Raw genomic sequence first — 24,430 nt, forward strand, 5'->3', positions numbered from 1 at the left:
TTCCCCCCGCGCCGTCTCACCCCGAGGGCCTATCCCGCCGTCAACACGCCGCAGGCGATACGCCCGCCCGCATTGCCCGCCGGGTCGGTCTTGTTGTCGTCGGCCTGCGCATGGATGACGACCGCCGCGCCATCACCATCCATCAACGGAGTCGCACCACCGCTGATGGTCCCCCCGGGAATGACATATTCCATCTCGCCCACACCATCCGCACCGGCGATCATGTTCGGCATATCGCCCATATGCATGCCGTCGGGATTATCCTTGCCATGCTTGTGCCCGGTCGGGTTCCAATGCCCTCCCGCGCTTGTGAAGTCGGGCGCCGTGCAGACCCCGACAGTGTGGATATGCACCGCATGCATGCCCGGGGTCAGACCTTGCGCATGCACGACGACATGCAGGCCGTCGCCCGCCTGTGTCACCATCGCCTCCCCGCGCGCGGAACCATCCCCGGCGAGCAATTTGGCATGCGCCATCGGCGCCGCGGTATCGGCATCGGGGGCACCGGCCGACGAACTCGTCGCGCATGCCGACGTCAGGACGGCCAGTGGCAATGCCAACAGGATTGCGGCAATTTTCATGATGAACAAACTCCCGAAAAGGACGCTGCCGGACGAACGCGGCTGGACGGCATTTTGTTGCCCAGCCGATCCGAATGTCATCCGATTTCCGCCTTCATGCAGCCCCCATCAACATCGGACCGCCTCCACCAGGACGCGGCGGCGACCATTGCACAGAAAAAGGGGCCGGTCTCTCGACCAGCCCCTCGATCCTCTTCCATCCCGAAGGATGGAAAATCTTACTGACCCGAACCCGGACCGTAGGTGATTTCCACGCGACGGTTCTGCAGTTCGCGAACGCCGTCGGCGGTTTCGACGCGGGGGTTCGATTCACCGAACGCCTGGGTCGTGATCACGCCGTCAGGGATGCCCTTCGAAGCGACATAGGCCTTAACGGCGTCAGCACGACGCTGCGACAGACCGACATTGTACGAGGCCGAACCCGAACGGTCCGCATAGCCCGCCAGCATGACCTGGGCGCTGCCGCAGTTGCTGTAGGCCGAAACCGCGTTGTCCAGAATGGTGGCGGCGTCAGGCGTGATGTCCGACTTGTCCCATTCGAAGAAGACGATGTACGGCCCAGGGCTGCACTCGGCCACCGGCGGCGGAGGCGGCGGGGGCGGAGGCGGCGGGGGAGGCGGAGGCGGCGGGGGCGGCGGCGGAGCAGCCGGTTCACCACCGAAGTTGTAGGTCAGACCCAGCAGCAGGCTGTGGGTGCGCAGCTTGGTGTCAACCGACGAACCGGCGGGGCCACCGATGGTGGTGTAGGCCGGGATCAGCTTGATATTGTCCTGGTTGAAGAAGCGATACTTCAACGAGACGTCGACATGGTTGGTCAGCGGATAGCGAACGCCGGCGATCGCCTGCCAGGCGAAACCGGTGTCGGAATCGTTGACCAGGTCGTTGGCCAGCTTGCCGCGCGAAACGCCGACACCGCCGCCGACGAAGCCCTGCAGGCCATCATCGGGACCGAAGTCGAGCAAGCCGTTCAGCATGAACGACAGGGCCGAAGCCGAACCACCGAAGCCGCTCTTGTCGAGGTCGACCTTGGCGCGCTTGTAGGCCGCCTCGGCTTCCAGACGGAAACCGCCGAAGTCGTAACCGATATTGGCGTCGCCATCCCAGCCCTTGTGGTAGTCCACGCCGGCAACCGTGTTGCTGGCGGCACCGGCATTACCGGGGGTGAAGGTGATGTCCTGATCTTCGACGAGAACAACGCCGGAGTCGATGCCGACATACCAGCTATTGTCACGCGCCAGGGCCGGGGTGGCCAGGGCGCTGGTCGCAAGCACAGCCGCGAGGGCAAGCTTCCGCATCTGAATTCCCCTTTCAAAAGTGTCACGAAGGACTGCTGAAACCCTGTATCGGCTAGAAAGTTTCATGGCAAGTCCACAATTGGGAAAACTGTTGCAAAAATAACGCAGTTACACCCGTTGCCGAGGCCCCAGAGGCTAATTCAAATACCCCCTCAGGTAAAAGATTTCCCCCCCCCCCAAGTCATGCGTAAATCAGGCCGTGCGTGCGCAGCGCATGCAGGATCGCGCCGATCGCGGATCGCGCTTCCCCATCGACCGTCGCGCCGCCCGACGGATCTGCTATGCCCGGCCCCCGTCCACCCACGATCCGATCACCCGCCACATACAGCCCGTCTTCCCGCACCGGCGCATCGGCCCAGCCCGCCCCCTCATGCCGCATGGCATATCCCCGATCGACCACCCAGAGCGAAAGGCCGGCCCGCGGCGTAACAAAGCGCCATCCCCCCTCGGTCCAGCATGCCACCATGCCTTCCCGCCCGGCCCAATCGCCTGAAGCCCCCGCCGCCACGATCCAGCAATCCCCGATCGCGGGCGCCGCGGGCGGCGCACTCTCATCCGCGCTTGCCGCCGCACCATGCAGCAGCATGTCGATCCGGGTCAGCGCCTCGTTATGGAAAAGCTCCTTCTGGGCCTGCCCGGCAAAAAGCTTGGGCAGCGCCCAACGAAAAGTCGCGTCCATCACCATGATTCGATTGTCCTTTTTCCGCTCCAACGCCCAACCGTTCAGCCCGGCAGCATGATCCGCGCGGGGCGTCCCATCGCCTGGGAACCCATCTGCCGAATCTCCAGGGCCATCGTCCCCGCGCCCCCCAGGTCGGCATCCCACATCGCCGCGGGATAGGCCCAACCCGGCCGATCGACGACCACCCGCCGCACCACTTCCCCCGCCACGAGCATCCGCAACTCATAGCTTTCCCGATCCTCGCCCAACGGCACATCGGCGCCGCTGATCCAGCGCCACCCGTTCCTGCTCCGCCGCGTCCAGCCGATCTTCCAGCCTCCTGCCCTATCGGCCTCGAACCAGGAATGCACCGGGGCCAGCGGTGTCACCGCCTCGCCGCTGACGATAAGGGCCGCCTCCGCCGGTTCCCCATCTCCGACACCGACCGCGGCGATCCGGACACTCCCGCCCATCTCCGCCCCGCCCCCCTGCACGGATAAGGGCTCGGCCAGCCGGTCCTGCTCCAGCATCAGAAAGCCCTCGCCCACTTCATGGCCATCCATCGCCCATTCCGTGCCGAACAGCCCACGGCGCAGCCTCCGCAGCCGGAAGCTCGCCGCGCCGGTCTGCACGGTTTCGGAAAACTGGATCACCTCCCGCCCGATCAGGCACAGATTGCGCCCCTGCGCCAACGCCGCCTCATCCGCCCCGCCCAATGTCATGTCTTCGGCCAGCAGCGTCACGTCGATGCTGTTGACGGCATCGACCAGCGTGACGCTTCCTTCAGGAAGCAGCGTATCGACCCGCCCCATCACCGCCCGCGGCGCCGTCCGCCCGGCGGGCATGGCTTCTCCCGTCCCGCTCATGATGAAGAGCGCCGCACTGCGCCAGCCTTCCCCGCCGCTTGCCGCCGCCGCGATGATGGGCGCCGTAGCGGCCACCTCGCCGATCGGCGGCAGGTCCGCCAGCATCAGCACCGTCGCCCCATGCGGCTGGTCCGCCTGCCGCACGAGACTTCCCGAAGATGCCCCCGCCGGGATCGCTCCGCCCGCCCCCGGCACGCGCCGCAGGCTCAGCCGCACCGCCATCGCCTCCCACTCGCGTTCCTCGATCCGCCACAGGCCCGGCACGCCTTCCACTGTCACCACATCGCCCGGCGCATGACGCAGCGCCGCCCAACCGCAACGCAGGGTCATGGCCGAACGCCCGGTCCACAGCCGCCCCATCTTCGACGCCGCCAATTCGCGCGCGGCATCGCCCGACAAGACCGCCGCCAGTTCCAGGCCCTGCTCCATCCGCCCCGGGCCCGGCCGCACCACCCGCTGCACGCTCGCCTGATAATCCCGCGCCGCATCATGATAACGAACCGCCAACGCCGCGGGCACGGCATCGGCCGAGCCACCCGATCGCTCCACGCCGTCCAGCACCCTGCCATTGACCGACCGGCAAAGCGCGCCCACCCCGATCTCCGCCCCGGCCTGTGCAGACGCCGCCCAACGCAATCCCTCCTCTTCCCCCACAAAGGCAAGATCGAACGCCTCCGTCAGCGGCGCCAGCGCATCCCCCACATCCGTACCTCCCGCCGCCAGTCCGTCGACCGCCGCCAAGCCCTCCCCCGTCAGCAAGCCACCGCTCAACTCAGCCGCCATTTCCCCGATCGCCACCGCCCCCTCATCCGCCTCGACCTCGAAGGTCAGCGACGGAATGCGATTGCCATAGTCAGCCAGCGCCAGATCCTCGAACACCGCATAGGCCATCCCCCGATGCGCCGGTGTCAGCCCCACGCCCTCCGCCGCGGCGATCAACGGATCGACTGGCTGATCCTCACCACCCCGATGCAGGCGGAAAGCCCCCAGTTCGGTCTTGAAGTCCCCCGCCGCCCCGCGCAGCAAATTGCCGTCCGCCCATATCCGCCGCACGGCCCGAACCGCCCGTGCCGACAGCGCCACCGCAAAGCTCGCCGAATAGCTGTAGCTGGTGACGCTCGGCCGTCCCTTGCCGCCGCCGCTCCTGTGCTTCGTCTCCTGGAGGTCCGTCGCCCAGATCACCGTCCCCGCCACCCGCAGCGTCCCGAACAGCCGGGGCACCTGCGTCCCATAGGTTGATGTCTGCACCTGCATGTCGGTCAGCCGCCGTCCTTCGCGCCCCTTGGGCTTGAACAGCACCGCATGGTCAAGGCTGTTGCCGATCAGCCCGCCGACGGCAGCCCCCAGCGGCCCGCCAATGGCCGTGCCAAGAGCGGTCAAAACAATCGTCGCCATATCTTCCCCTATTCCGCCCGCCAGTAGCCCAGCACCGGCCAGGGCGACTCCCCCGGCATCTCCACGACACGCCCGACGCCCGCATGCGCATGGACATGCCCCCCCGGCACCACGATCATCAGATGCAGTTGCAAGGGTCCCGGCCGCACCAGCACCAGATCGCCACAACGCGCCGCGTCGACCCGCCGCAATCCAGCCGCCCGCAACCAGTCCGCCGCTTGGCCCTCATCCCCGGAACGCAGCCCATAGCCCTGCGGCGCCACCCGCCCCAGCACCAGCGCCGCCAGCCCGACGCAATCCAGCCCCCGCTCCGGCACCCGCCCATGCAGCCGGAAACGCACCCCCACCAGCGCCCGCGCCGCCGCGACGATCCCGCTCAAGCCGCGCCCGGATAGCGCGTCAGCAAATCCGTCCCCGGCAGATAAGGCTCGCCGCGAAAATTCACGGCATTCCCAAACCGCCCCGCACAGGTCGCCAATTGCCGGTCGCACCCCTCGGTCAGCAGCGCCAGCATCCCCGCCCCCACCGCGAAAGGCGGCGGATCGGCCAAGGTCACGCCATCCGCATCATTATCGAGGATCCCCTGCACGATCCCGCCATTGGCCCCGGTCAACCACCGCAAAGTCCCGAAAGCATAAACCCCCGCCGCCAGCCCCGGCACGGCCACCACGGCATCCTCCACGCCCCCAACAGCCACCACCCGCCGCCGCCCGGCCAGATCGACCCGGCACTGCCGGTCCCCCAAGGCCGCCCGGCAATCCGGCGAGGTCGACGGCGCGACCGGCGCTTTCAACGCCGTCATCGCCCCAACCAGCTCCGCCGTGAAAGCTCCGGCCTTGCGCGCCACCGCCCCGATCTCCCCGCGCGCCAGCAACAGCCACAAATCGCCGGGCGCGTCCCACTCGGTCAATCGCAACTCCAGCGCCGCCCCGTCCCATCGCCCCGCCGCCAGGTCGGCCTCGCTGATCGCGTCGGACACCAGGGCGCCCTCCACATCGGCATCGCTCCCCTCGACGCCGATCCCGCTGCGCACGGCGGATGGCGTCATGCCCGGCGCCGCGCGATAGGGCACATGCCCGATCACCAGGTCGCGATCATGGCTCGTCAGCCCGATCGTCACCCCGTCCCGCCGCTCGATCCGCCAGCAAAAGGCCAGCGTCGCCAGCGGCTTCTCCAAAGCCTCCAGACTCATTCCCTGATCTCCACCAGCGGCACCGAAGGCGCCTCGCCCGCCGCAAAGGTCGCGCGGTTGATGTCCAGCCGATCCTCGGCGAAACGAACCGGAACATCGAAACGAAAGCCCGCCGTCAGCATCGCGCCCTCCACAGGCGCGACATCGAAGGCGATCACCCCCAGCCCCGCATGGCTCCAGCCGTCCACCCTCTCGATCCCATCGACTGCGACCCGGATCGTCCCCGCGACCGGCCGCGTGATCCGCCGAACCTGCGCCTCTTCGCCAACACCATAGAAACGGCTCAGGGGAAATTCCGCCCGCACCCCGTCGCCAAGCCCCAGATGCTGGTCCAAAGGCCCCGGCACCCCGCCGATGCCGCAACTGCGATCGTCATAGGGATCGGTGAACCGGAACCCCCGCGCCGCGCCCCGCCGCGCCCGGAAGAAGGCGATCAGCGCAGCCATGTCCGCTTCCGACCGCACCCCCGGCCCCGCATCGAAGGAAAGCCGCGCATCCGCCCAGTCGCTGCTCCGCCGCTCATGCCCGGACACGCTCTCCACGATCTGCGTCGAAAAGGCGGGCGCCACACTCGCCTCCCGCCCTACGCCCAAAGGAAAAGCCACATCATCAAAGGCCTGCACATCATCCTCCCCATCCAGTCGGAAGCAGGTAAAGCCGTCCCGCGCGACCTGCGGCAGCGCCCAGACAAAGGTCGCCGCCGTCCCCCGCCGCACCGCCGCCTCCGCCGCCGCCGCAATCTCCCGCCACTGCACGGCATCCTCGCCGCGCAGCACGAAGCCCGAAAAATAATGCTGCTCCTCCACGGGATAACCCAGCCGCTCGACCGCCAGTTCGACCCCTCGCGCGGTGAGCCTCTCCCGCCCTTCCGTCACCCAGTCATAATCCTCCAGTTGCAACACATCGAAAGCGGGGAAAGCCCATCCAAGCGGCATGTTCGCCCGCTTCGCTTCCGGCGCCAGCGGATCGAGCACGGTGGGCAGATAGGCGAGCAAATGAGTCACCGCCCCCGGCGCCACACCCTTGACCCAACCGCATAATGAAGCCGTCGAAGCCGCCAGCACCTCCCCCGCCCGGTCCAGCAGAACCTTTTCCGGCCCGCTCAACACCCTCCGAACATCCGGCACCGAAACCAAAGCCCCACCCAAGGCCGCTCGCGCCGCATCGTCATACAGGCAGATGCGCCCGTCCGGCATCACCCACCACCAGGGTTCACCGACCTGAAACTTGATGGCCAATCCAGCCGACAACCCAATGGAAACAAAGGCACCCGCCACCAATCGCAGGTAACTCATCGCCCCGTCATGCGCCGGCGACAGCAAGGTCGAAGGCGGCGACCACCCCGTCAGCGCGGGCGAACCATCCTCGGCCCGCTGCTTCCAATCGTTCCAGCAATGCGCATCGAACAATTCATAGGATAGCGACCAGATCACCCCCAGCCCCAGCGCCTTGGCCCGCCGCGCAAAATCCGCATGCCAGGCCGCGCAAGGCGCATTCAACACGCCGCCCGCCAGACTGATGTAAAAACCGCCTCCCAGCGGTTCGAGCCGAAAATAATGGCTCATCCCGACATAATGATTGATGTCCCCGCGATACCCCAGAGCATGGATCGAAGCGACGATCCGCTCCGGCGTCTGGTTGAAGCAATCGTCGTAGCCCGTGGCCATCGACAGCCCATGCTCGGGCAGCACGACATCCCCTACCCGCAGCACCGACCCGGCGCCGTCGCATCTTATCCCCGAAAGCTCACACCACCCCTCAACCCCGCCGGCAAAAGCCGTGCTGCCGCCATCATAAGCCGGCGCGGCGAGCGAGATGAACATCCGATCGACATCCCCAGCCCAGACCGCCTCCCCCTCGCTCGACAGGAAGCCGCTCTTCAGATCGGAAAAATCCAGCGTAACAACAGCATCTTCCGCCCCACCGCTCGCATAATTCCACAAGCGCACATACCAGGCCCGCGCATGCCCTTCCGCATCCCGCCCCTCGATGGTCAGCGTCGGCCCATGCGTCTCGTCCAGCCGCCGCAGCCCCCCACTCCGCCAGCGAAAGCGCAACACGCAGTCCCGAAAATCCCGATCCGTCTCATAGGCCAGCAGGGCATGACTCCATCTGTCCTCCGCCTCCCAGATCAGCCCCGCCAGATCGCCCGACCCGTAGAAAACGGCATCCACGCGCAATCCCGGTCCAGAGGGTGCATCCGCGGCGGTCGTCACCACATTCGCCATCATCGGCCTGGGAAAATTGACCGTCCAATGCGTCGGCGCAAACCGCTTCATGAACCGCGCCTCCTGCCCCCGACGGGCATCGGCCAGCCAATATGCAAGCTTCTGTTTCCGGCCACTCATCCGCCAATCGCCCCCCTGACCGCCCGCGCGACCTGCCGCGCGCTGCGCGCCAGCAAACGCGCGCTATCCGCCCCCTGCCCCTGCACCGCGATGCTGACCCGCACGTCCCGCACGCCACCGGCGCCATGGGGCACAACCTGCCCGCTCGCGGTCGGCACAAAGACCTCCGGCCCCCGTTCCCCCACGACATAGGCCCGCCCCGGCGCCACCGGCCCGCCGGTCGCCCGCCCCGGCAAACCCAGCACGGACGCGGCCAGCCCGACCAGACCGTCGCCCCCGACGCTGCCCATCCCGGTCCGCAAGGCGCTGGCCGCAATGTCATCCAACACCCGCAGGGCGATGGCCTTCAATTCCTCGAAGCCGAACTGCCCGGTCCGAACCGCCCGCAACAATCCCTGCTCGATCCGCCGCCCCGCGCGCTCGGCCCCGCTTGCCAGCGGTCCTTCCAACGCCCCGCGCATGGCGTCGACATCCTTGGCAAAAGCCTGCGTATCCGCCCGCACCCGCACGACCAGATTGTCGATCTCCTCATCCATCCCACTCTCCCGACCAATAAAAAGCCCCCCCTTCAGGGGAGGGGTTGGGGGTGGGGGCGTGCCCCAGGCGCGTCGCCATCCGGCATCACCGCCTTCAACCTCTCCAGCTCCCCGCGATCCATCCCGGCCTCCGGCTCCTCTTCCCCCCGCGCCGCCCGCAACACGCTCTCCAGTTCCGCGGGCGTCGCCCGCCAGAACTCATCCGGCCGCCACCCGAGCAGCCACCCCGCGACCCCGGCCAACCGCGCCGCCGCCTTGAAAAAGCTCATCGTCCCCCCAGTATCTGGCCCAATATGCCCCGCAAAACCGGCGTCAGCTTCGCCAGCCCCGCCGCCACGATCGCCTCGCCCAAGGCTTCCCGCGTCAGCCCCGCGGGCGGCTCCGCCAGGCAATGCCAGAACAGCCCCGCCATCTCGGCCAGCGACAGCTTCCCCGCCGCCGCCCGCTCAACCAGGGAGAAGAGCGGCCCCAACTCCTCCTCAGCCGCCACCAAAGCCGCGAAACTGGGCCGCAGCACCAGCCGCTCCCCTCCCAGCTCCAGCGCGGCCTCGCCCCTGGCGGCATTGGGTGCCCCATTGGCCCCGCTCACAGCGACACCACCTGCCCGGAGCTTTCCAGGCTCAGCGCATAATTGCGCTCCCCATTATAATCCCCGGCATAATCGAGCCGCGTCACCAGAAAGCGCCCGCGCATCTTCTCGCCACTCTCGAAGCTCAGCTCATAATCGCCGATGGTCCCCGCCAGCGCATGGTTGCGCAACCGCACCTCGGCCGCCGACCCGGTGAATATCCCCGCCGCCGACACACTGACCGACCGCACCCCCGCGCCCGACAGCAGTTCGCGCCAGCCGCCCGAATCCTTGTTGGTGACGTTCACCGCCTCGCCATTGACGGATAGCTGCGTCGTGCGCATTCCAGCGACCGTCGCATAGGCCACCGGAGCCCCGCCATCCCCTATTTTCAATAGAAACGCGCTTCCTTTTTCCACGCCCATGGAGCATTCTCCTCTAAGATAAACCGTGCAAGATTCGGGATATGGAGAGAGGCCCAAAATGTTCGTGACCGCCCCCCTGATGCTGTTGCTGGCCGCCGCCCCACAGAGCGGCGACGCCGTCGGCAACGGCCGCAAGACCTATTCGGCGTGCCTGGAAAAACAGATTCAGCCCGCGCTCGACAAGAAGATGTCGCTCAGTGATTTCCAGGCCTCTCTGAAGGCGCAGTGCGGCACACAGGAAGCCGCCTTCCGCGCCGCCATCGTCGCGGACGACAAATCGACCGGCATGTCGGAAAAGGATGCCCAGTCCGACGCGGACGACCAGATCAGCGAATATAGGGACAAGATCATCGGCGAGTTCGAGGACTATTCGAAGTCCTGATCGTCAGCCGCGCACCACGCGCAACCGATAATCGACCATCGCCTGCCATCCATCCCGCGCGCCTGTCCGCGACAGGCGCGACCGGACCAGCCGCGCACCGACAACCCGCCAGCCCTCCGCTGACCCAACCGCCCGCAAGACCGCGTCGACGCGCCCCAACAACCCCGCCAGCCGCGAAGGCGCCTCTCCCACATCGAACAGGCTGACGGTCAAGGTCAGCTCGCGCCCCTCGACATCCTTCGCGCCCCAATCCAGCGCAACACAGTCGCCCACCACGCCATAAGGCGCGCTGGCCCGTCCCGGCGTTCCATCGAACACCCCGTTCAACCCGGCCATCAAATCCGCATCGCCGCGCAAAGCCGCAACGACCGCCCTGCGCACCGCCACTTCCGCGCTCATCACCGCCCTCCTCCCGAATTCCGGCCCGCTTCGCGCAGCGCCAGATCGCCCATCCACCGCCGCTTCAATCCTGGCCCGGACAAGCGCACCACCTCGCCCTCGACCCGCGCCTCGACGCCAAGCGCGCCCGCCGCCGCGACGATCCCCCGCCGCCGCGCCTCGACCCGCTCCGCCACCATCGCGCTTAGCCGATCCATCACGCCAGCCGCATCCGCCGCCAGGGCCGCCACAACGCGCTCACCACGGCGGGCGGCGTCGCCACCCCGCCATCACGCGCCACGAAATGCTCCGCCGCCAGCCGCACGATCCCCTGCCGGATCGCCTCGGGCAGCGCGTCGACATCCCCGGCCAGCCCCGCGCGATAACGCACCGTCACCACGCCCGGCCCATCCACCAGCCGCGCCCGCACCCAGCCATCCCCCGCAGCATCGATATCGACCGCATAAGCCTCCGGCGCCAAAGCCACGCCCGCCAGCTCGACGCCCAAAATCGCCACCACCGGCCGCGCCATCAGCCGCTGCCAGCTCCCATCGGCCATGATGGTTTCGGAAGCCTCCCGCACCATCAGCCATTGCCCGATAAACTGCTCGCAAAGCCCCGAAGCGCTTCCCAAAAGCCGCTCCAGCACCCCATCCTCATCATCCGACCCGATCCGCAACCAGGCCTTGAGATCCGCCAACATGGCCCCTCCCCAAGAAAAAGGGGACGCCCCAAAGGACGCCCCCAAAATCCTTCTCCCTGCGGGAGAAGGATACGCAGCCTTACCGGCTCTGCCGGTTAGGCGAAGTTGGATGAGGGCGACCCTTCAGGAAGCCGCAAACTTCATCAACTTGATCGCCTCCGAATTCGCCACGGCCCCACCAATCCGCTTCACCGCATAGAAGTGGACAAACGGCTTGTTGCTGAACGGATCGCGCAGGATGCTCGTCTCGCTCCGCTCCGAAATCACATAGCCCGCCTGGAAATTGCCGAAAGCAATCGACAGCGACCCCGCCGAAATATCCGGCATATCCTCGGCCTCGACCACCGGATAACCCAGCAAGCTCGCCGGCTGCCCCGCCGCCAATGAAGGCTGCCAGATAAACGCCCCATCGCTGGTCTTCATCTTGCGAATGACGGACAAGGTGGCGGAATTCATCACGAAACAGGCCCCCTGCCGATAGGGCGCCCGCAGGCTCTGCACCAGATCGATCAGCTTGTCCTGCCCCGCCGCCGCAAAAGCGCCCGAAGCCCCCGAAGCCACATATTGCAGCGACCCGAAAGCCCGCACGCTGTCCGCCTCATTAGTGGCGGTATAGGTCAAAAAGCCCTTGGGCTTGTTCGTCCCATTGCCATTGACGAAGGCCGCGCCCTCCGCCGCCGCGAACTCGCGAGCGATCTCGCCCGCCAGCCAGCCTTCGACATCGAACTGCGCATCGTCCAGCATCGCCTGGGACGCCGCCGGATTGGCGTAAAGCTCACCCGAAGGCGGCACGATCTCGTTGAAACTGGGCGTCGCCGTCTCCGCCCGCGCCCCCGTCTCGCTGGCCCAGCCGGACACGATGCCGCCCGACGTCACCAGCTTGCGATAACCCGCCGTGCCCGTCCGCACGACATTGGCGATCGAGCGAATGGGCGAAATGCCCTTCAGCGTCGCATCGATGATCTGGTCGATCTCCCGCGGCACCGCATAGCCGCCCGCCGCGCCCGAAGCCCCCGAAAAGCTCTTGAGCTCCACCCCCGCCTCAAGCCCCTGCCGCACATAGCGATCGACGAAAGCCGCCCTGTGCGGATCGACCGCCCCGCCCTTCACGCCATCCAGCGCTGGCCTCTGCTGCACCAACAAAGCCCCCTTCAGCGCGGCGACCTCGCTCTCCAGCCCCGCGATACGCTCACCCTGCACCACCGCATCAAAGCTCGCTTCCAACTGATCCGTCATCCACCACTCCCACGAAAAAGGGCGGCCCCACCGGACCGCCCGAACCATTCCTTCTCCCCGCGGGAGAAGGATACGAAGCCTCGCCAGCTCTACTGGCTAGGCGAAGTTGGATGAGGGCGACGCCCCCTCCACCGCAATCACCCGAGCCAGATCCTGCATCGGATGGGTGACGACACTCACCTCCACCACCTCCAGCTCCAGCAACTCCCGCGGCGCAACCCCGCGCGCCTCCCGCACCCGATAGCCAAAGGACAAGCCGTCCACCGCTTTCTCCCGAAGCGCGCGCCCAGCTTCCCGCCCGGCCGCCGTCCGCCCCGAAACCCGCCCGATCACGCGCAGGCCCCGTGCATCCTCCTCAACCTTCTCGACCGTCCCGATCACCTCCCCCGGCCGATGCTGCCACAACAGGGGCATCCCCGCCGTCACCCCGGCAAAGGCCCCGCCCGCACCACGTCGCCACCGCGATCCACCCGGTCGAACACCGCCGCATATCCGGCAAAGCGCACGTCACTCATGCACCAGCCCCAACAATCCCAGCTTCACCGCCATCCCCAACAGCATCAGCGCCATCACCACGCGCACGACCCACGCAACAACGGCCCCTCGCGCCGCCTTCTTCGCGTCCCGCCAAGCGCCCAGCAACTCGCGCAATTCCCGCACGTCATCCCGCGCTCCGCCATCGGCCAGCCCCAGCCGCTCCAACGCCCGCCCCGCGCCCAGTTCGCTCGCCTCCTCGATCAGCGCCCGGATCATGACCATGTCCGTCCCCACCGGCTGCGCCTCGGCCTGCGCCACCAGCCGCGCCAGCATCTCCCCATCATATTTCATCTCTCGCCTCCGCGCCTGCCGCCTCACCCGATCCCCAGCATCGCCCGCTTCTCCTCCGCCGACAGGAAATCCGCCGCCGCCACCCGCTCCCAAAGCGCGCTCCGCTCCTCGAACAGCGCGGGCACCGCATCCAGATCCGCGCTCAGCCGCAATTCCGGCCACCAGGGCCGCAACCCCTGCGCCAACCCGCCGCAGATCTTCGCCACCAACGGCAATATCGTCTGCCGCCACAGCGCCCGATTGGCCTCGCGATAATTGGCGTAGCTATTGTCGCCCGGCAGCCCCATCAGCATCGGCGGCACCCCGAAAGCCAAAGCGACCTCCCGCGCCGCCGCCGCCTTCAACCCCACGAAATCCATCTCGGCGGGCGTCAGGCTCATCGCCTTCCAGTCGAGCCCGCCCTCCAGCAGCATCGGCCGCCCCGCATTGGCCGCGCCGGAAAAGGCGATCTCCATCTCCCGCTTCACCCGCTCGAACTGCTCCGGCGACATGACCGATCCATCCCCCGGCGCATAGACCATCGCCCCCGAAGGCCGCGCCGCATTGTCCAGCAGCGCCTTGTTCCAGACCGTCGCCGCATTGTGGATCGCCACCGCCCCCGCGGCCGCTCCCACACAGCCCAACCCATAATGATCGTCCAACGGATGCAGCGCCTTGAGATGAAGCACGCCGCCCGCAGGCGGCCCATTTTCGGGCAAAAGCCGCGTCACGCTCTCCCCCACGCGATAGAGATAGGCGGCGGGCCACCCCCGCGCATCCGCCTCCACGCTCACCCGCTCCGGCCGCAGCGCATATAGTTCCCCCGGCAACCCGTCCGCGCCGGCCAGCACCTGCACATAGGCATTGCCATGCAACAGCAGATGGCTGGCCAGCGTCTCGACCAGGCCCTGCCCCGCCGAACAATGCGTCACCAGCCGCATCACCCGCGCGGCATCCTCCACACCCGCAACGGACAGGTCCGTCCCGCCAGCCCCCTCCGACACCAGCCGCAACGCCCGCTGCGCCACCGGATTCTGCATCACCCCGGCCCGCACCTGCGCCTCATAGCTTGCGGGCCACTCGCCCAAAGCCACCCCACCCGCACCCCAGGCACGCGCCAGTACCGGCCGCGCCGACTGGCGCGCCGCCTTCGTCCCGAACAATTTCATGGAAAAACCCCGCCCAAAAAAATCCTCGCCCCTTCAGGGGAGAGAATAGTGAAACCTGGCAACACGCGACCTGACGAAAGCGGGAGAGGGGGCAGCCCTCACCATGATGCTATTCCTGCCCAGGCAGGAATCCGTACCGCCGCCGCCTCTACGCCCAAGCGCGCAGGAACCGCTCCTCAGGGATTGCGCTTCAACACGCGGTCGCAGGCATCGCCACCGGCCTGCCCCTTGCCGATCAGATTCCCCGCCACGGCCCCCGCCGCTCCCGCCAGCAGCGTCTCGCCGACACTTCCGCCCGCGATCACTCCCGCGCCCGCACCGCCGGCAGCGCCGATCACCGTTCCCTTGCGCGCATCCTTCTTCCGCTTGAGCAGGCAATAGCGCACATCGTCCCGGTCGCCCGGTGCGGCACGCGCCACCCGCGCCCTGTCCTTGCTCGACAATGTCACCGCCACCGCAGGTTCGACCATCAAGGTCAGCGCCGCCAGACCGACCGCCCATTTCGCGATCTTCATGAAAAAGCCTCCTGCCATATGCATGACCAAACCAACGCCGGAACCGCCGATTTTGTTTCGCACCCGTTCGAAGTCCGTCCTTCACACGGCCCGCACCCGCGCCTCGCCCCGCCGCCCCAGCATCACCTCGCTCAAGGCCCATACCAGCGCATCCGCCCGATCCGGCGAGCGTCCGGCCCGACATAGCCGCCCCCCGTCACCAACCCGCACATCTCGTCCTCCAGCGCCCAGAAGGCGCCCCGATGCGCCACCCGCCCCGCCTCATAGAGCGCGGCCACAGGCTCCGCCCTCGCCACCTTCCCCCGGCTCGCATGCACCAGCCGCACCGGAAGCCCGGCCTCCGCCGCGCGCAGCACACTCTCCACCATCGCCCCGCCATTATTCGCCTCGGCCACCACCCGGTCGGCGCCATGCAGCAGCGCCGCCGCCGCCACTGCCCGCGCCCATCCCTCCGGCGTCGCCCCCTCCACGCTGGCATCGGCCATCACATAGGCCCGTCCATCGTCGCCCAACCCGGCCACGACGATGCCGCAGGCATCGCCATGCGCGGAAGCCGGCGGATCGACCGCCACCACCACCCGCACCAAAGCCGCGCGCACATGCCCCACCCGGCAGCGTTCCAGCAGGTCCCGGCTCCACAGGGCGCCCTCGACCTCCGCGATCAACTCGCCCTCCAGTTCCTGCCGTCCCAGCCGCGTGCCGCCATAGCTGCGCTCCATCGCCTCGACGAAGCCCTCGGCCAGATATGCGGCATTGTCCGCCGTCCGCCCCCGCGTCACCACGACATCGTCACCGTCCCGCTCCACCAGGCCGCGCACCAGCGGCACGGGCCGCGGCGTCGTCGTCGCCAGCACGCGCGGCGCGTCGCCCAATCGCATCCCCATCATCAGATTGTCCCAGGCCGCCTGTCCGCCCGCCCATTTCGCGATCTCGTCGGCCCAGCCATGGCTGAACTGCGGCCCGCGCAAGCTTTCCGGCTCCGTCGCCCCGAACAAAGTCGCCACCGCCCCATTGGGCCAGACCAGCTTGCGCAGCGCAGGCGCGAACACCGGCCGGTTCCACCAGGGCGCGATGGCCAGCAGCCCCGAAGCCCCCTCCACCATCACCGCCCGCGCCTCGCCCAGCGTCGCCCCGACCAGCGCGATCCGCGCCCCGGGATCGCGCTCCGCCACCGCCCGCACCCATTCGGCGCCCGCGCGGGTCTTGCCGAAACCGCGCCCCGCCATCATCAACCAGATGCGCCAATCCCCCTCCGGCGCCAATTGCTCCGGCCGCGCCAGCCAGGTCCAGTCATGCGCCAGGGCGTCCGCCGCCGCACCGTTCAGCCCAGCCAGCACCCGCTCGCGCGCCTTGTCCGGCATCCGCGCCAGCCGCTCGAAATCCGACAGCCGCCCCATGCCATCCGTCCTTTCATCTTGTTTTCGTGCAGGGAAATTTGGCCGACCGGCCCTGTGCCCCTATATGCCCGTCATGAGTTCGATCCGCCCCGCCCGCGCCGCCGACGGCGCCCGCCTGCTCGACATCTGGCGCAAGGCCGTCGACGCCACCCATGATTTCCTGGCCCCCGCCGACCGCAGCGCGATCGATGCGGAAGTCGCGGCCTTCCTGCCCCAGGCCCCCGCATGGCTCGCCACCGACCCGGACGATCGCGCCATCGGCTTCATGCTGATCGACGGCACGCATATGGATGCGCTGTTCATCGATCCCGACTGGCATGGCCAGGGTGTGGGCCGGCGGCTCGTCGAACATGCCCTGTCCCTGCATCCCACGCTCACCACCGACGTCAACGAACAGAACCGGCGGGCGATGGCCTTCTACGAAGCGATGAACTTCGCCCGCACCGGCCGCTCGGACCGGGACGGCCAAGGCCGCCCCTATCCCCTCATCCACCTCCGCTACGCCCCCTGACCGCTCTTGCCCAACGACGTCGCTAAATCCCCTCTCCCACGGGAGAGGGGGCCAGCCGCGCGCGGCGCGGCGGAAGGGTGAGGGGAAGGGTGAGGGTGAAACGGCCCGTTATCACTCGCCCTCCCCTCCCACCGGGAAAGGAGGATGCCCACCATCCACCCCTTCCCTGTTCAAGAGCCCGAAATCCGACCTACCTACGCCTTACTCCGCTTGCGCACCCGCTCCAGCGCCAGCCGCAACCGCGCCACGGCATCCTCGCCATCCGGCCGCTCGACGCCTTCCTCTCGCTGCGCCTCCGCCACCTCCTGCCGATGCGCCCTGAACAGGAGCGCCTGGATCATATGCGGATGCCCGCGCCGGATCTTCCGGCTCTTCACCGCGCCCTCGCCGTCCAGCACGATCTCCTCCTGCTCCGTGCCGAACAGCGCCTGCCGCAGCATCAGCGCCGTCAATTCCTCATGCCCGATGCTCAGCGCCTGCTTCCACGCCATCGCAAAGCCCGGATCGCGCCGCTTCAGATAATAGACGGTCGACAGGTTCCGCCCCACGGCCCGCGCCGCCTCGCTGACATTGCAGGTCAACGCCAGCGTCTCCAGAAACTTCGCCCGCAATTCCGGTGTCCAGCCATTGCTGCGCATCGCCCGTACCTGCGGCCCGCTCCCCTCGCCGCCCAACTGGCTGTTCGCCAACACCAGCACCCGGTCGGGCGCCTTCGCCCGCCCGCCGAAGCGCCGCTTCCCGCGCCCTTCCTTCACCTCATCCACCATGCCCATCCCCCGCGCCCAAGCCAAAGGGGCCGGCCCAACCGGACCAGCCCCTTCGCAACGCCTCGTCGGCGACTCACATTTTCCCAATGTCGTCCCATCTGCCAGAACAGCGTGACGATGTCAAGATAAATGTTCCATATGGGTTAATTCATGCGGCAGCCATGCGCTCGATCGCCTTGGCTTCGGCCGCCAGCACCACGGCAAAGCTCGGCCGCTCCCGCATCTGCTGCAACCAAGCCCTGGTCCGGGGCCAGCCCCCTCCTTCAACACCGCGCTACAATAACAGATGTTGATCAACGGACAGGCCACGGCAATATCCGCCAGCGTAAAGCGATCCTCGACCAGAAAGCCGCTCTGCGGCAGGATATTTTCCAGATAATCGTAAAGCCCCGGCAGGGTCTTCACCTCCGCCGCATCGGCCGCCGCCAGATCCTGCACCACTCCCAGCAGGGGCGCGACCATCCGGTTGAAGAATATCGGCATCCCCGTTGCCTGGACGATGGTATCGGCAAACTCCTCATACCAGATCGTCCGCGCCCGCGCCTTCGCCTCGGTCGGGATCAGGTTCGGCTCCGGATGCAGCGTATCCAGATAGGTTATGATCGCGGTCGAGTCGCTGATCCGGAAATCCCCATCCTCGAACGCCGGCATCTTGCCGAAGGGCGACGCCCGCGCAAAGGCGTCCCCGCCCTGCCCGAAGCCGCCCGGCCGCAAATCCAGCTCGAGGCCCTTTTCCGCCGCGAACACAAGCACCTTGCGCACGAAAGGCGAAGGACGCGCTCCATAAAGGATCATGATGCTACCGCTCCTGATGATGAGGGCCGATCATGCCCCCCCGCTGTCAAAAGGCAAAGGAAATCATCGCCCGCTGTCGCCCGACCCGGCCACCGCCTGCGTATAGTCGATCCGGATACGCACCCAGCTTCCGACCATCACCTTGCCGTTGACGCGCGGCGGCAGCACCAGGAACTGCCACGCGGCCAGCCGCACCGCCCGCGCAAAGCCCGACCCCATGGGCGATTCCCCCAGCGCCTGGCAGTTTTCGACATGATAATGGTCGACCGTCTTGCACGCGACCAGTCCCCAGCCCCGGGGCGGCGCATTGCCCGGCAGATAGCTTGCCAGTTCCACATGGGTGGGCCGCCGATACCATTCGGCCTCGTACAATTGCACCCCGCCCGGCCCTTCGCCCGGCCCGGCCACCGCCGCACTGTTCCCCTGACCCGACGACCCGTCCTCCGCGCCCTTCTTCGGCATCTTCCCGATATCCGCCGACGCCATCTGCTGGCTGTCGATCACCAGGAAGGGCAAGGGCGAAGGCTGCTGCTCCGTCGGCTTCACCACCGGCCGGTCCCGCTTCACCACGGGCTGCACCTGCCGCTGCGCTGATTTCTCCTGCCGCTTCTTCTCGCTTTTCTCGGCCTTCGACTGCGCCTTCTCCGCCTTTTGCGCGGGCGCCATCTCGAAGGTCACCGGATTGCGGAAGTCGGGCAGCTTCACCACGGGCTTGGGCGCCAGCGTCAGCAAAGCCAGCAGCAATAGGCCGTTGAACAGCAGCGCGAACAGCAAGCCGCCACCGCGCTCACGCCATTTGGAAGGGGATGAAAAGGTCAGTTTCACTCGATGGCGCCGGGGGTATCTGCCTGAGGGGTCATGCCCAGACGGCGCCGTTCCGTCAACGCCGTCCTCCTCAGCAGATATCCTCTTCCCGCACGACTGGTCGACTTTCCCGCGTCGCCCGCATCCGGCTGGCCTTGTCCTGCGGATCGGACGTCAGCACGACATGATCCTCATGCACCTCCAGCAGCACCCCGGCAAAGGGCATGCCCTCCAGGCTACCCGTCACCCTGTAGCTCACCGAATCGCCGACCTTGAACGTCGCGGGATCGGTGTTGAATTCGAAGGGGCAACCGCCCTCACCCATGCCAAGCATCATTTTCTCCTTTACCCGGAGCCTAGCCGCCGCCGCTCCCGCTGATCAAGCGGGCTGTCGCAACGATCACAGCCGCGCTAAACAGCCGCGCCATGGACATCCGCCTTGCCACCGCCGCCGACCTCCCCCGCCTCCATCGCGTGATCGAGCGCGCCTATCGCGGTGAGGCCGCCAGCGAAAGCTGGGCCGTCGAATCCCCCCCGCCCACCAGCCCCCGCACCAGCATCCCCGCGCTGGAGGCGATCCTGTCCGACCCCGCCGAACGCCTGCTGGTCGCACTGGAAGAGGACGGCACGCCGATCGGCTGCGTCCAGATTTCCGACCTCGGCCAGGGCCGCGCCTATCTCGGCCTGCTCTGCATCGATCCCGGCCTCCAGTCGGGGGGACTCGGCCACGAACTGCTTGCCGCCGCCGAACGGCTCGCGGTTTCGGCCTTCGAAACCCACCAGATGGAAATGACCGTCATCACCACCCATGACCGCCTGATCGCCTATTATCAGCGCCGCGGCTACGAACCGACCGGCGAACGCCGCCCCTACCCGGTGCCGCTCGACCCGCCTTATGAAATGCTCGTGCTGGCAAAAGCGCTGGCGGCCTGAAACCTCTTCGTCTAGGGGTCTGGCCGATGCTTACGAAGCTGTACCAATGGACGCTGGCGAAAGCCGCCCACGCCCACGCCGAACGCTGGCTTTTCGCCATCAGTTTCATGGAATCCAGCTTCTTCCCGATCCCGCCGCACCCGCTGCTGGGCCTGATGTGCCTCGCCCGCCCGGAACGCGCGATCCGCTTCGGCCTTATCTGCACCATCGCATCGGTGCTGGGCGGCCTGTTCGGCTATGCCATCGGCCATTTCGTCTATGAGGCGGTCGGCCAGCAAATCCTGCACGCGCTCGGCCTCGCCGCCAAATTCCCCGTCGCCGCCTGCTATCTGCGCGATTACGGGGCGGAGATCATCCTGATCAAGGGCGCAACGCCCATCCCCTTCAAGCTGATCACCATCACCGCGGGCTTCATCGGCCTGTCGCTCTTCACCTTCCTCTGGGCCAGCATCCTCTCCCGCGCCTTCCAGTTCATGCTCGTGGGCTTCCTGTTCTGGAAATTCGGCCGTCCGATCAAGGCATTCATCGAGAAATATCTCGGCCTGCTCTCCGCCGCTTTCCTGGTCCTGGTGGTCGGCGGCTTCATCGCGGCTTCGGCCCTGACGGGCGGCAGCGGCGACAAGAACGACAAGTGCAGCCACGCCACCATGGCCACCCTGCGCTGACCCGCAGCCCATGAAGCATATCCCGGCCCGCTTCCCGAAGCTCACCGCGCTGCTCGCCGGATTCCTCGCGGCTACGGGTTTCGAGCCGCTCAAGCTCTGGCCCGTCACCCTCGCCTGCTTCGCGCTGCTGATCGTGCTGATCGAACAGGCCCCCAGTCGCCGCAGCGCCTTCTCACGCGGCTGGCTGTTCGGCGTCGGCCATTTCACCCTGGGCCTCAACTGGATCGCCCACGCCTTCACCTTCCAGGATTCCATGCCGCACTGGTTCGGCTATGGCGCGGTCCTCCTGCTGTCCCTCTACCTCGCGGTCTATCCGGGCCTGGCGACTCTCATGACCTGGTGGTTAGGAAACCACGTGTTCCTGCGCAGGCAGGAACCCAGTCCCGCCGTCAGCACTGGACTCCTGCCGACGCAGGAGTACGGCAAACTGCCCCTCATCCTCCTCTTCGCCGCGACATGGCTCGCCGCCGAATATCTCCGCGCCACCGCCTTCACCGGCTTCGCGTGGAACCCGTTGGGCGTCACGCTGCTGCCCACCGGCATCGCCATAGCCTCGACCCTGATCGGTACCTATGGCGTCGGCGCGCTCGTCATATTGGCCTCCGGCGCGCTCCTCCTCACAATCCGTCGCCAATTCAAACCCGCCGCCGCCATAGCCGCGCCACTCTGCGCCCTTGCTCTCTGGAGCCTTCTTTCCCCTGCTCCGACCACCCCGCCGGGCACGCCCCGCATCCGCGTGGTGCAGCCCAATATCGGCCAGGACGAGAAATATTCCCCCGAACTCGAACAGGCGCATTTCCAGACCCTCGCCACCCTTTCCGGCACGCCTCGCCCGGCCCCGCGCCTGATCTTCTGGCCCGAAGCCGCCATTCCAGCCTATCTCGATCTGGAACCGGAATGGCGCGCGCGCCTCGCGGCACTGCTCGGTCCCGGCGACCTGCTGATGACCGGCGCGACCAAGGTCTATTTCAGGCCCATCGAGAAGAACGGCGTCCTCGAAAACACCCTCGCCGGCGCCAACAACAGCCTGTTCATCGTCGACCCCGGCGCGCGCCTGCTCGGTCGCTACGACAAGTCGCACCTCGTCCCCTATGGCGAATATCTCCCCATGCGCGAGCTTCTCCAGCCGCTCGGCCTGTCCCGACTCGTCCCCGGCGCCGTCGATTTCTGGCCCGGCCCCGGCCCGCAAAGCCTGCTCCTGCCCGCCACCCTCGGCCGTCCGCAGCTCAAGATGGGCGTGCAAATCTGCTACGAGATCATCTTCTCCGGCCAGGTGGTGGACGAAGCCAACCGCCCCGACTTCCTCTTCAACCCCTCGAACGACGCCTGGTTCGGCAGTTGGGGCCCGGTCCAGCACCTCGCCCAAGCCCGCCTCCGCGCGCTGGAGGAAGGCATACCCATCATCCGCTCGACTCCCACCGGCGTCTCGGCGGTGGTGGATGCCCGCGGCCATATCCTCAGCCACATCGGCCATCATCGCGCCGGTTTCCTCGACACCGCACTCCCTCCCGCCCTGCCGCCGACGCTCTTCGCCCGCCTTGGCAACTGGGCGCCCTTCGCCTTCATGCTGGCCCTCATCGCACTGGCCATTGCCACCCGCAGAACGACCCGCTAATAGCCACATAAACTTTTCTTTATGTCGCTTGTCCGCACAGCGTGCTAACGGGAGTCCCATGCGCAACAACTATCTCTTCACCTCGGAATCCGTCTCCGAAGGCCATCCCGACAAGGTCGCCGACCAGATTTCCGACGCGATCGTCGACCTGTTCCTGTCGAAGGACCCCGAAGCCCGCATCGCCTGCGAAACGCTGACCACGACCCAGCTCGTGGTGCTGGCGGGCGAGATCCGCTGCAAGGGCGTTTATGAAAACGGCGCCTGGGCGCCGGGCGCGCAGGAAGAGATCGAGCGCACCGTCCGTGAGACTGTCAAGCGCATCGGCTATGAGCAGGACGGCTTCCACTGGGAAACTTTCCGCTTCGAAAACAACCTCCACGGCCAATCCGCGCACATCGCGCAGGGCGTCGACGCCGCGGGTAACAAGGATGAAGGCGCGGGCGACCAGGGCATCATGTTCGGCTTCGCCTGCGACGAAACCCCCGACCTCATGCCCGCCACGCTGGACTACAGCCACAAGATCCTGGCGAAGATGGCCGCCGACCGTCACTCTGGCCGTGCCCCCTTCCTGGAGCCCGACGCCAAGAGCCAGGTCACACTGCGCTTCGAAAACGGCAAGCCCGCCGCCGCCACCGCCATCGTCGTCTCGACCCAGCACGCGCCGGGCTATGACGAGGGTGCGAAGGACGCGGAACTCAAAGCCTATGTGAAGGGCGTCGTCGCGGAAATCCTGCCGGGCGAACTGCTCTCGGACGAGACCGTCTATCACATCAACCCGACCGGCAGCTTCGAGATCGGCGGCCCGGACGGCGACGCCGGCCTCACCGGCCGCAAGATCATCGTCGACACCTATGGCGGCGCCTCGCCCCATGGCGGCGGCGCCTTCAGCGGCAAGGACCCGACCAAGGTCGACCGCTCGGCGGCGTATATCACCCGCTATCTAGCAAAGAACATCGTCGCCGCCGGTCTCGCCAAGCGCTGCACGATCCAGCTCGCCTACGCCATCGGCGTATCGGAGCCGCTGTCGCTCTATGTCGACACCCACGGCACCGGCACGGTCGGCGACGACCGGATCGAGGACGCGATCAAGGGCATCAAGGAACTGGGCGGCCTCACCCCGCGCGGCATCCGCACCCATCTCGGCCTCAACAAGCCAATCTACCAGCCGTCGGCCGCCTACGGCCATTTCGGGCGCAAGCCGGAGGGCGATTTCTTCCCCTGGGAACGCACCGATCTGGTAGACAAGCTCAAGGCGGCCATCGCCTGATGCAATGATCGGGGGAATCATGGGACGGAAGCACCGCCAATCCATCGCCACTCTGGCCATGGGAGCGGCGCTCACCGCTTCCGTCCCGTCCCCCATTTTCGCGGCGCCTGCCAAGCCCGGCGACGCCGCGCTCTTCCGCGCCGCGGGTCTCAAGAATGATGGCCGCGGCTGGACCAGCGGCTGCGACGATTCCGGCCAACCGCCTTCCCCCGCCACCATCGACGAACGCCGCGATCTCAATGGCGACGGGCGCCCGGAAGCCGTCATCTCCGAATCCAGCAGCTATTGCTACGGCAATACCGGGCAAGCCTTCTGGCTGCTCAGTCAGCAGGCCGACGGCAATTGGAAACTGATGGCGCACGAAACCGGCATCCCCGAATTCCTCGCCGCCAAAGGCCCCGGCGGCTGGCCCGACCTGTCGGTCGGCGGCCCCGGTTTCTGCTTTCCCGTCCTGCGCTGGAACGGTCGCAGCTACGCCTTCCACCATCGCGCCTATGAAGGAAAGCCCTGCCGCTAGACCTCTGCCGCTGCCCCATCACCATGACGGCTAAATGAAGAAAAGTTCATTAGGCCCAGACCGTAAATCCGCTCATAAGCGGCGTGTCGGGCCCGCACCCCT

The 24,430-nt window shown here is 67.2% G+C and carries 29 protein-coding genes and 2 pseudogenes; 7 read left to right on the forward strand and 24 right to left on the reverse strand.

The annotated features are described in order from the left end of the window. Positions 1-29: 29 nt before the first annotated feature. From YP76_RS15590 to YP76_RS15640, 11 genes are all read right to left on the reverse strand, one after another. Positions 30-581: a superoxide dismutase family protein gene (locus YP76_RS15590; protein WP_046764896.1), complete on the reverse strand. Its 552-nt coding sequence runs from the start codon at positions 579-581 to the stop codon at positions 30-32. Positions 582-799: 218 nt separating this feature from the next. Then, entirely contained in the window at positions 800-1,876 is a 1,077-nt protein-coding gene (locus tag YP76_RS15595) for an OmpA family protein (RefSeq protein ID WP_046764544.1), read from the reverse strand. A gap of 181 nt (positions 1,877-2,057) precedes the next feature. Next, positions 2,058-2,561 (reverse strand): DUF2793 domain-containing protein, encoded by a 504-nt coding sequence (locus YP76_RS15600; protein ID WP_046764545.1) that lies wholly within the window; start codon positions 2,559-2,561, stop codon positions 2,058-2,060. A 38-nt stretch (positions 2,562-2,599) separates the two neighbouring features. After that, positions 2,600-4,798 carry a phage tail protein gene (locus tag YP76_RS15605; protein WP_046764546.1) on the reverse strand — a complete coding sequence of 733 codons (2,199 nt, stop codon included), beginning with the start codon at positions 4,796-4,798 and terminating at the stop codon, positions 2,600-2,602. 8 nt (positions 4,799-4,806) lie between these two features. Beyond that, positions 4,807-5,178, reverse strand: coding sequence for a C40 family peptidase (locus YP76_RS15610; protein ID WP_046764547.1), 372 nt, complete (start codon positions 5,176-5,178; stop codon positions 4,807-4,809). Next, entirely contained in the window at positions 5,175-5,990 is an 816-nt protein-coding gene (locus tag YP76_RS15615) for a DUF2163 domain-containing protein (RefSeq protein ID WP_046764548.1), read from the reverse strand. Before YP76_RS15615 ends, YP76_RS15610 begins: the two co-directional genes overlap by 4 nt. Then, a complete protein-coding gene (locus tag YP76_RS15620) occupies positions 5,987-8,338 on the reverse strand; it encodes a DUF2460 domain-containing protein (RefSeq protein WP_046764549.1) in 2,352 nt (783 codons plus the stop codon). The genes YP76_RS15615 and YP76_RS15620 overlap by 4 nt, the downstream gene beginning before the upstream one ends. After that, positions 8,335-8,874: a hypothetical protein gene (locus tag YP76_RS15625; RefSeq protein WP_046764550.1), complete on the reverse strand. Its 540-nt coding sequence runs from the start codon at positions 8,872-8,874 to the stop codon at positions 8,335-8,337. Before YP76_RS15625 ends, YP76_RS15620 begins: the two co-directional genes overlap by 4 nt. Positions 8,875-8,906: 32 nt before the next feature. Continuing rightward, entirely contained in the window at positions 8,907-9,143 is a 237-nt protein-coding gene (locus YP76_RS15630) for a phage tail assembly chaperone (RefSeq protein ID WP_046764551.1), read from the reverse strand. Beyond that, complete coding sequence (locus tag YP76_RS15635) at positions 9,140-9,463, reverse strand: gene transfer agent family protein (protein ID WP_046764552.1); 324 nt, start codon at positions 9,461-9,463, stop codon at positions 9,140-9,142. The genes YP76_RS15630 and YP76_RS15635 overlap by 4 nt, the downstream gene beginning before the upstream one ends. Then, on the reverse strand, positions 9,460-9,867 hold the full coding sequence (locus YP76_RS15640; protein ID WP_046764553.1) for a phage tail tube protein: 408 nt from the start codon (positions 9,865-9,867) through the stop codon (positions 9,460-9,462). The genes YP76_RS15635 and YP76_RS15640 overlap by 4 nt, the downstream gene beginning before the upstream one ends. A gap of 58 nt (positions 9,868-9,925) precedes the next feature. Here YP76_RS15640 and YP76_RS15645 point away from each other — a divergent pair, with 58 nt between their 5' ends. Continuing rightward, entirely contained in the window at positions 9,926-10,249 is a 324-nt protein-coding gene (locus YP76_RS15645; protein ID WP_046764554.1) for a hypothetical protein, read from the forward strand. Positions 10,250-10,252: 3 nt separating this feature from the next. Here the strand turns inward: YP76_RS15645 and gp17 are convergent, their stop codons facing one another. From gp17 to YP76_RS15690, 9 genes and pseudogenes are all read right to left on the reverse strand, one after another. Beyond that, positions 10,253-10,648 carry a tail completion protein gp17 gene (gene gp17, locus YP76_RS15650; protein ID WP_046764555.1) on the reverse strand — a complete coding sequence of 132 codons (396 nt, stop codon included), beginning with the start codon at positions 10,646-10,648 and terminating at the stop codon, positions 10,253-10,255. Further along, on the reverse strand, positions 10,648-10,845 hold the full coding sequence (locus YP76_RS15655) for a hypothetical protein (RefSeq protein WP_046764897.1): 198 nt from the start codon (positions 10,843-10,845) through the stop codon (positions 10,648-10,650). The genes gp17 and YP76_RS15655 overlap by 1 nt, the downstream gene beginning before the upstream one ends. After that, positions 10,845-11,330 (reverse strand): head-tail connector protein, encoded by a 486-nt coding sequence (locus tag YP76_RS15660; protein WP_046764556.1) that lies wholly within the window; start codon positions 11,328-11,330, stop codon positions 10,845-10,847. The genes YP76_RS15655 and YP76_RS15660 overlap by 1 nt, the downstream gene beginning before the upstream one ends. A 123-nt stretch (positions 11,331-11,453) precedes the next feature. Continuing rightward, positions 11,454-12,566: a phage major capsid protein gene (locus YP76_RS15665; RefSeq protein ID WP_046764557.1), complete on the reverse strand. Its 1,113-nt coding sequence runs from the start codon at positions 12,564-12,566 to the stop codon at positions 11,454-11,456. A 96-nt stretch (positions 12,567-12,662) separates the two neighbouring features. After that, a pseudogene (locus tag YP76_RS15670) lies at positions 12,663-13,081 on the reverse strand (HK97 family phage prohead protease). Next, the gene (locus YP76_RS15675; protein WP_046764558.1) at positions 13,074-13,394 is read right to left on the reverse strand and encodes a DUF6127 family protein; all 321 of its coding nucleotides are present in this window, start codon (positions 13,392-13,394) and stop codon (positions 13,074-13,076) included. Before YP76_RS15675 ends, YP76_RS15670 begins: the two are co-directional and overlap by 8 nt. Positions 13,395-13,417: 23 nt before the next feature. Then, on the reverse strand, positions 13,418-14,542 hold the full coding sequence (locus tag YP76_RS15680) for a phage portal protein (protein ID WP_046764559.1): 1,125 nt from the start codon (positions 14,540-14,542) through the stop codon (positions 13,418-13,420). 176 nt (positions 14,543-14,718) lie between these two features. Next, a complete protein-coding gene (locus tag YP76_RS15685; protein ID WP_046764898.1) occupies positions 14,719-15,057 on the reverse strand; it encodes a hypothetical protein in 339 nt (112 codons plus the stop codon). An 81-nt stretch (positions 15,058-15,138) separates the two neighbouring features. Then, positions 15,139-16,454: pseudogene (locus YP76_RS15690) on the reverse strand (DNA-packaging protein). A 64-nt stretch (positions 16,455-16,518) separates the two neighbouring features. Between YP76_RS15690 and YP76_RS15695 the strand changes: the two are divergent. Beyond that, a complete protein-coding gene (locus YP76_RS15695) occupies positions 16,519-16,965 on the forward strand; it encodes an acetyltransferase (RefSeq protein ID WP_046764560.1) in 447 nt (148 codons plus the stop codon). A gap of 194 nt (positions 16,966-17,159) precedes the next feature. On the opposite strand, the gene YP76_RS15700 is transcribed toward YP76_RS15695, so the two are convergent. The 4 genes from YP76_RS15700 to YP76_RS15715 all read right to left on the reverse strand — a co-directional run bounded on the left by YP76_RS15700 (position 17,160) and on the right by YP76_RS15715 (position 19,665). Continuing rightward, positions 17,160-17,732, reverse strand: a complete 573-nt coding sequence (locus tag YP76_RS15700; protein WP_232307581.1) for a hypothetical protein — start codon at positions 17,730-17,732, stop codon at positions 17,160-17,162. A gap of 120 nt (positions 17,733-17,852) precedes the next feature. Further along, a complete protein-coding gene (locus YP76_RS15705; protein WP_232307582.1) occupies positions 17,853-18,527 on the reverse strand; it encodes a glutathione S-transferase family protein in 675 nt (224 codons plus the stop codon). Between the two features lie 63 nt (positions 18,528-18,590). After that, positions 18,591-19,352, reverse strand: a complete 762-nt coding sequence (locus tag YP76_RS15710; RefSeq protein WP_197707410.1) for a hypothetical protein — start codon at positions 19,350-19,352, stop codon at positions 18,591-18,593. 70 nt (positions 19,353-19,422) lie between these two features. Beyond that, complete coding sequence (locus YP76_RS15715; protein ID WP_046764562.1) at positions 19,423-19,665, reverse strand: hypothetical protein; 243 nt, start codon at positions 19,663-19,665, stop codon at positions 19,423-19,425. A 92-nt stretch (positions 19,666-19,757) separates the two neighbouring features. On the opposite strand from YP76_RS15715, the gene YP76_RS15720 reads away from it, so the two are divergent. Genes YP76_RS15720 through YP76_RS15740 form a run of 5 tightly spaced genes read left to right on the forward strand, consistent with a single transcriptional unit; the run spans position 19,758 to position 24,328 of the window. Continuing rightward, positions 19,758-20,264, forward strand: coding sequence for a GNAT family N-acetyltransferase (locus YP76_RS15720; protein ID WP_046764563.1), 507 nt, complete (start codon positions 19,758-19,760; stop codon positions 20,262-20,264). 26 nt (positions 20,265-20,290) lie between these two features. Then, the gene (locus YP76_RS15725) at positions 20,291-20,929 is read left to right on the forward strand and encodes a YqaA family protein (RefSeq protein ID WP_046764564.1); all 639 of its coding nucleotides are present in this window, start codon (positions 20,291-20,293) and stop codon (positions 20,927-20,929) included. A gap of 10 nt (positions 20,930-20,939) precedes the next feature. Further along, on the forward strand, positions 20,940-22,544 hold the full coding sequence (gene lnt, locus YP76_RS15730) for an apolipoprotein N-acyltransferase (protein ID WP_046764565.1): 1,605 nt from the start codon (positions 20,940-20,942) through the stop codon (positions 22,542-22,544). Between the two features lie 58 nt (positions 22,545-22,602). Further along, positions 22,603-23,811 (forward strand): methionine adenosyltransferase, encoded by a 1,209-nt coding sequence (metK, locus tag YP76_RS15735; protein WP_046764566.1) that lies wholly within the window; start codon positions 22,603-22,605, stop codon positions 23,809-23,811. A 19-nt stretch (positions 23,812-23,830) separates the two neighbouring features. After that, the gene (locus YP76_RS15740) at positions 23,831-24,328 is read left to right on the forward strand and encodes a hypothetical protein (RefSeq protein WP_046764900.1); all 498 of its coding nucleotides are present in this window, start codon (positions 23,831-23,833) and stop codon (positions 24,326-24,328) included. Positions 24,329-24,430: the final 102 nt, after the last annotated feature.

This window comes from Sphingobium chungbukense (assembly GCF_001005725.1).
GTDB classification, from domain to species: Bacteria; Pseudomonadota; Alphaproteobacteria; order Sphingomonadales; family Sphingomonadaceae; genus Sphingobium; species Sphingobium chungbukense.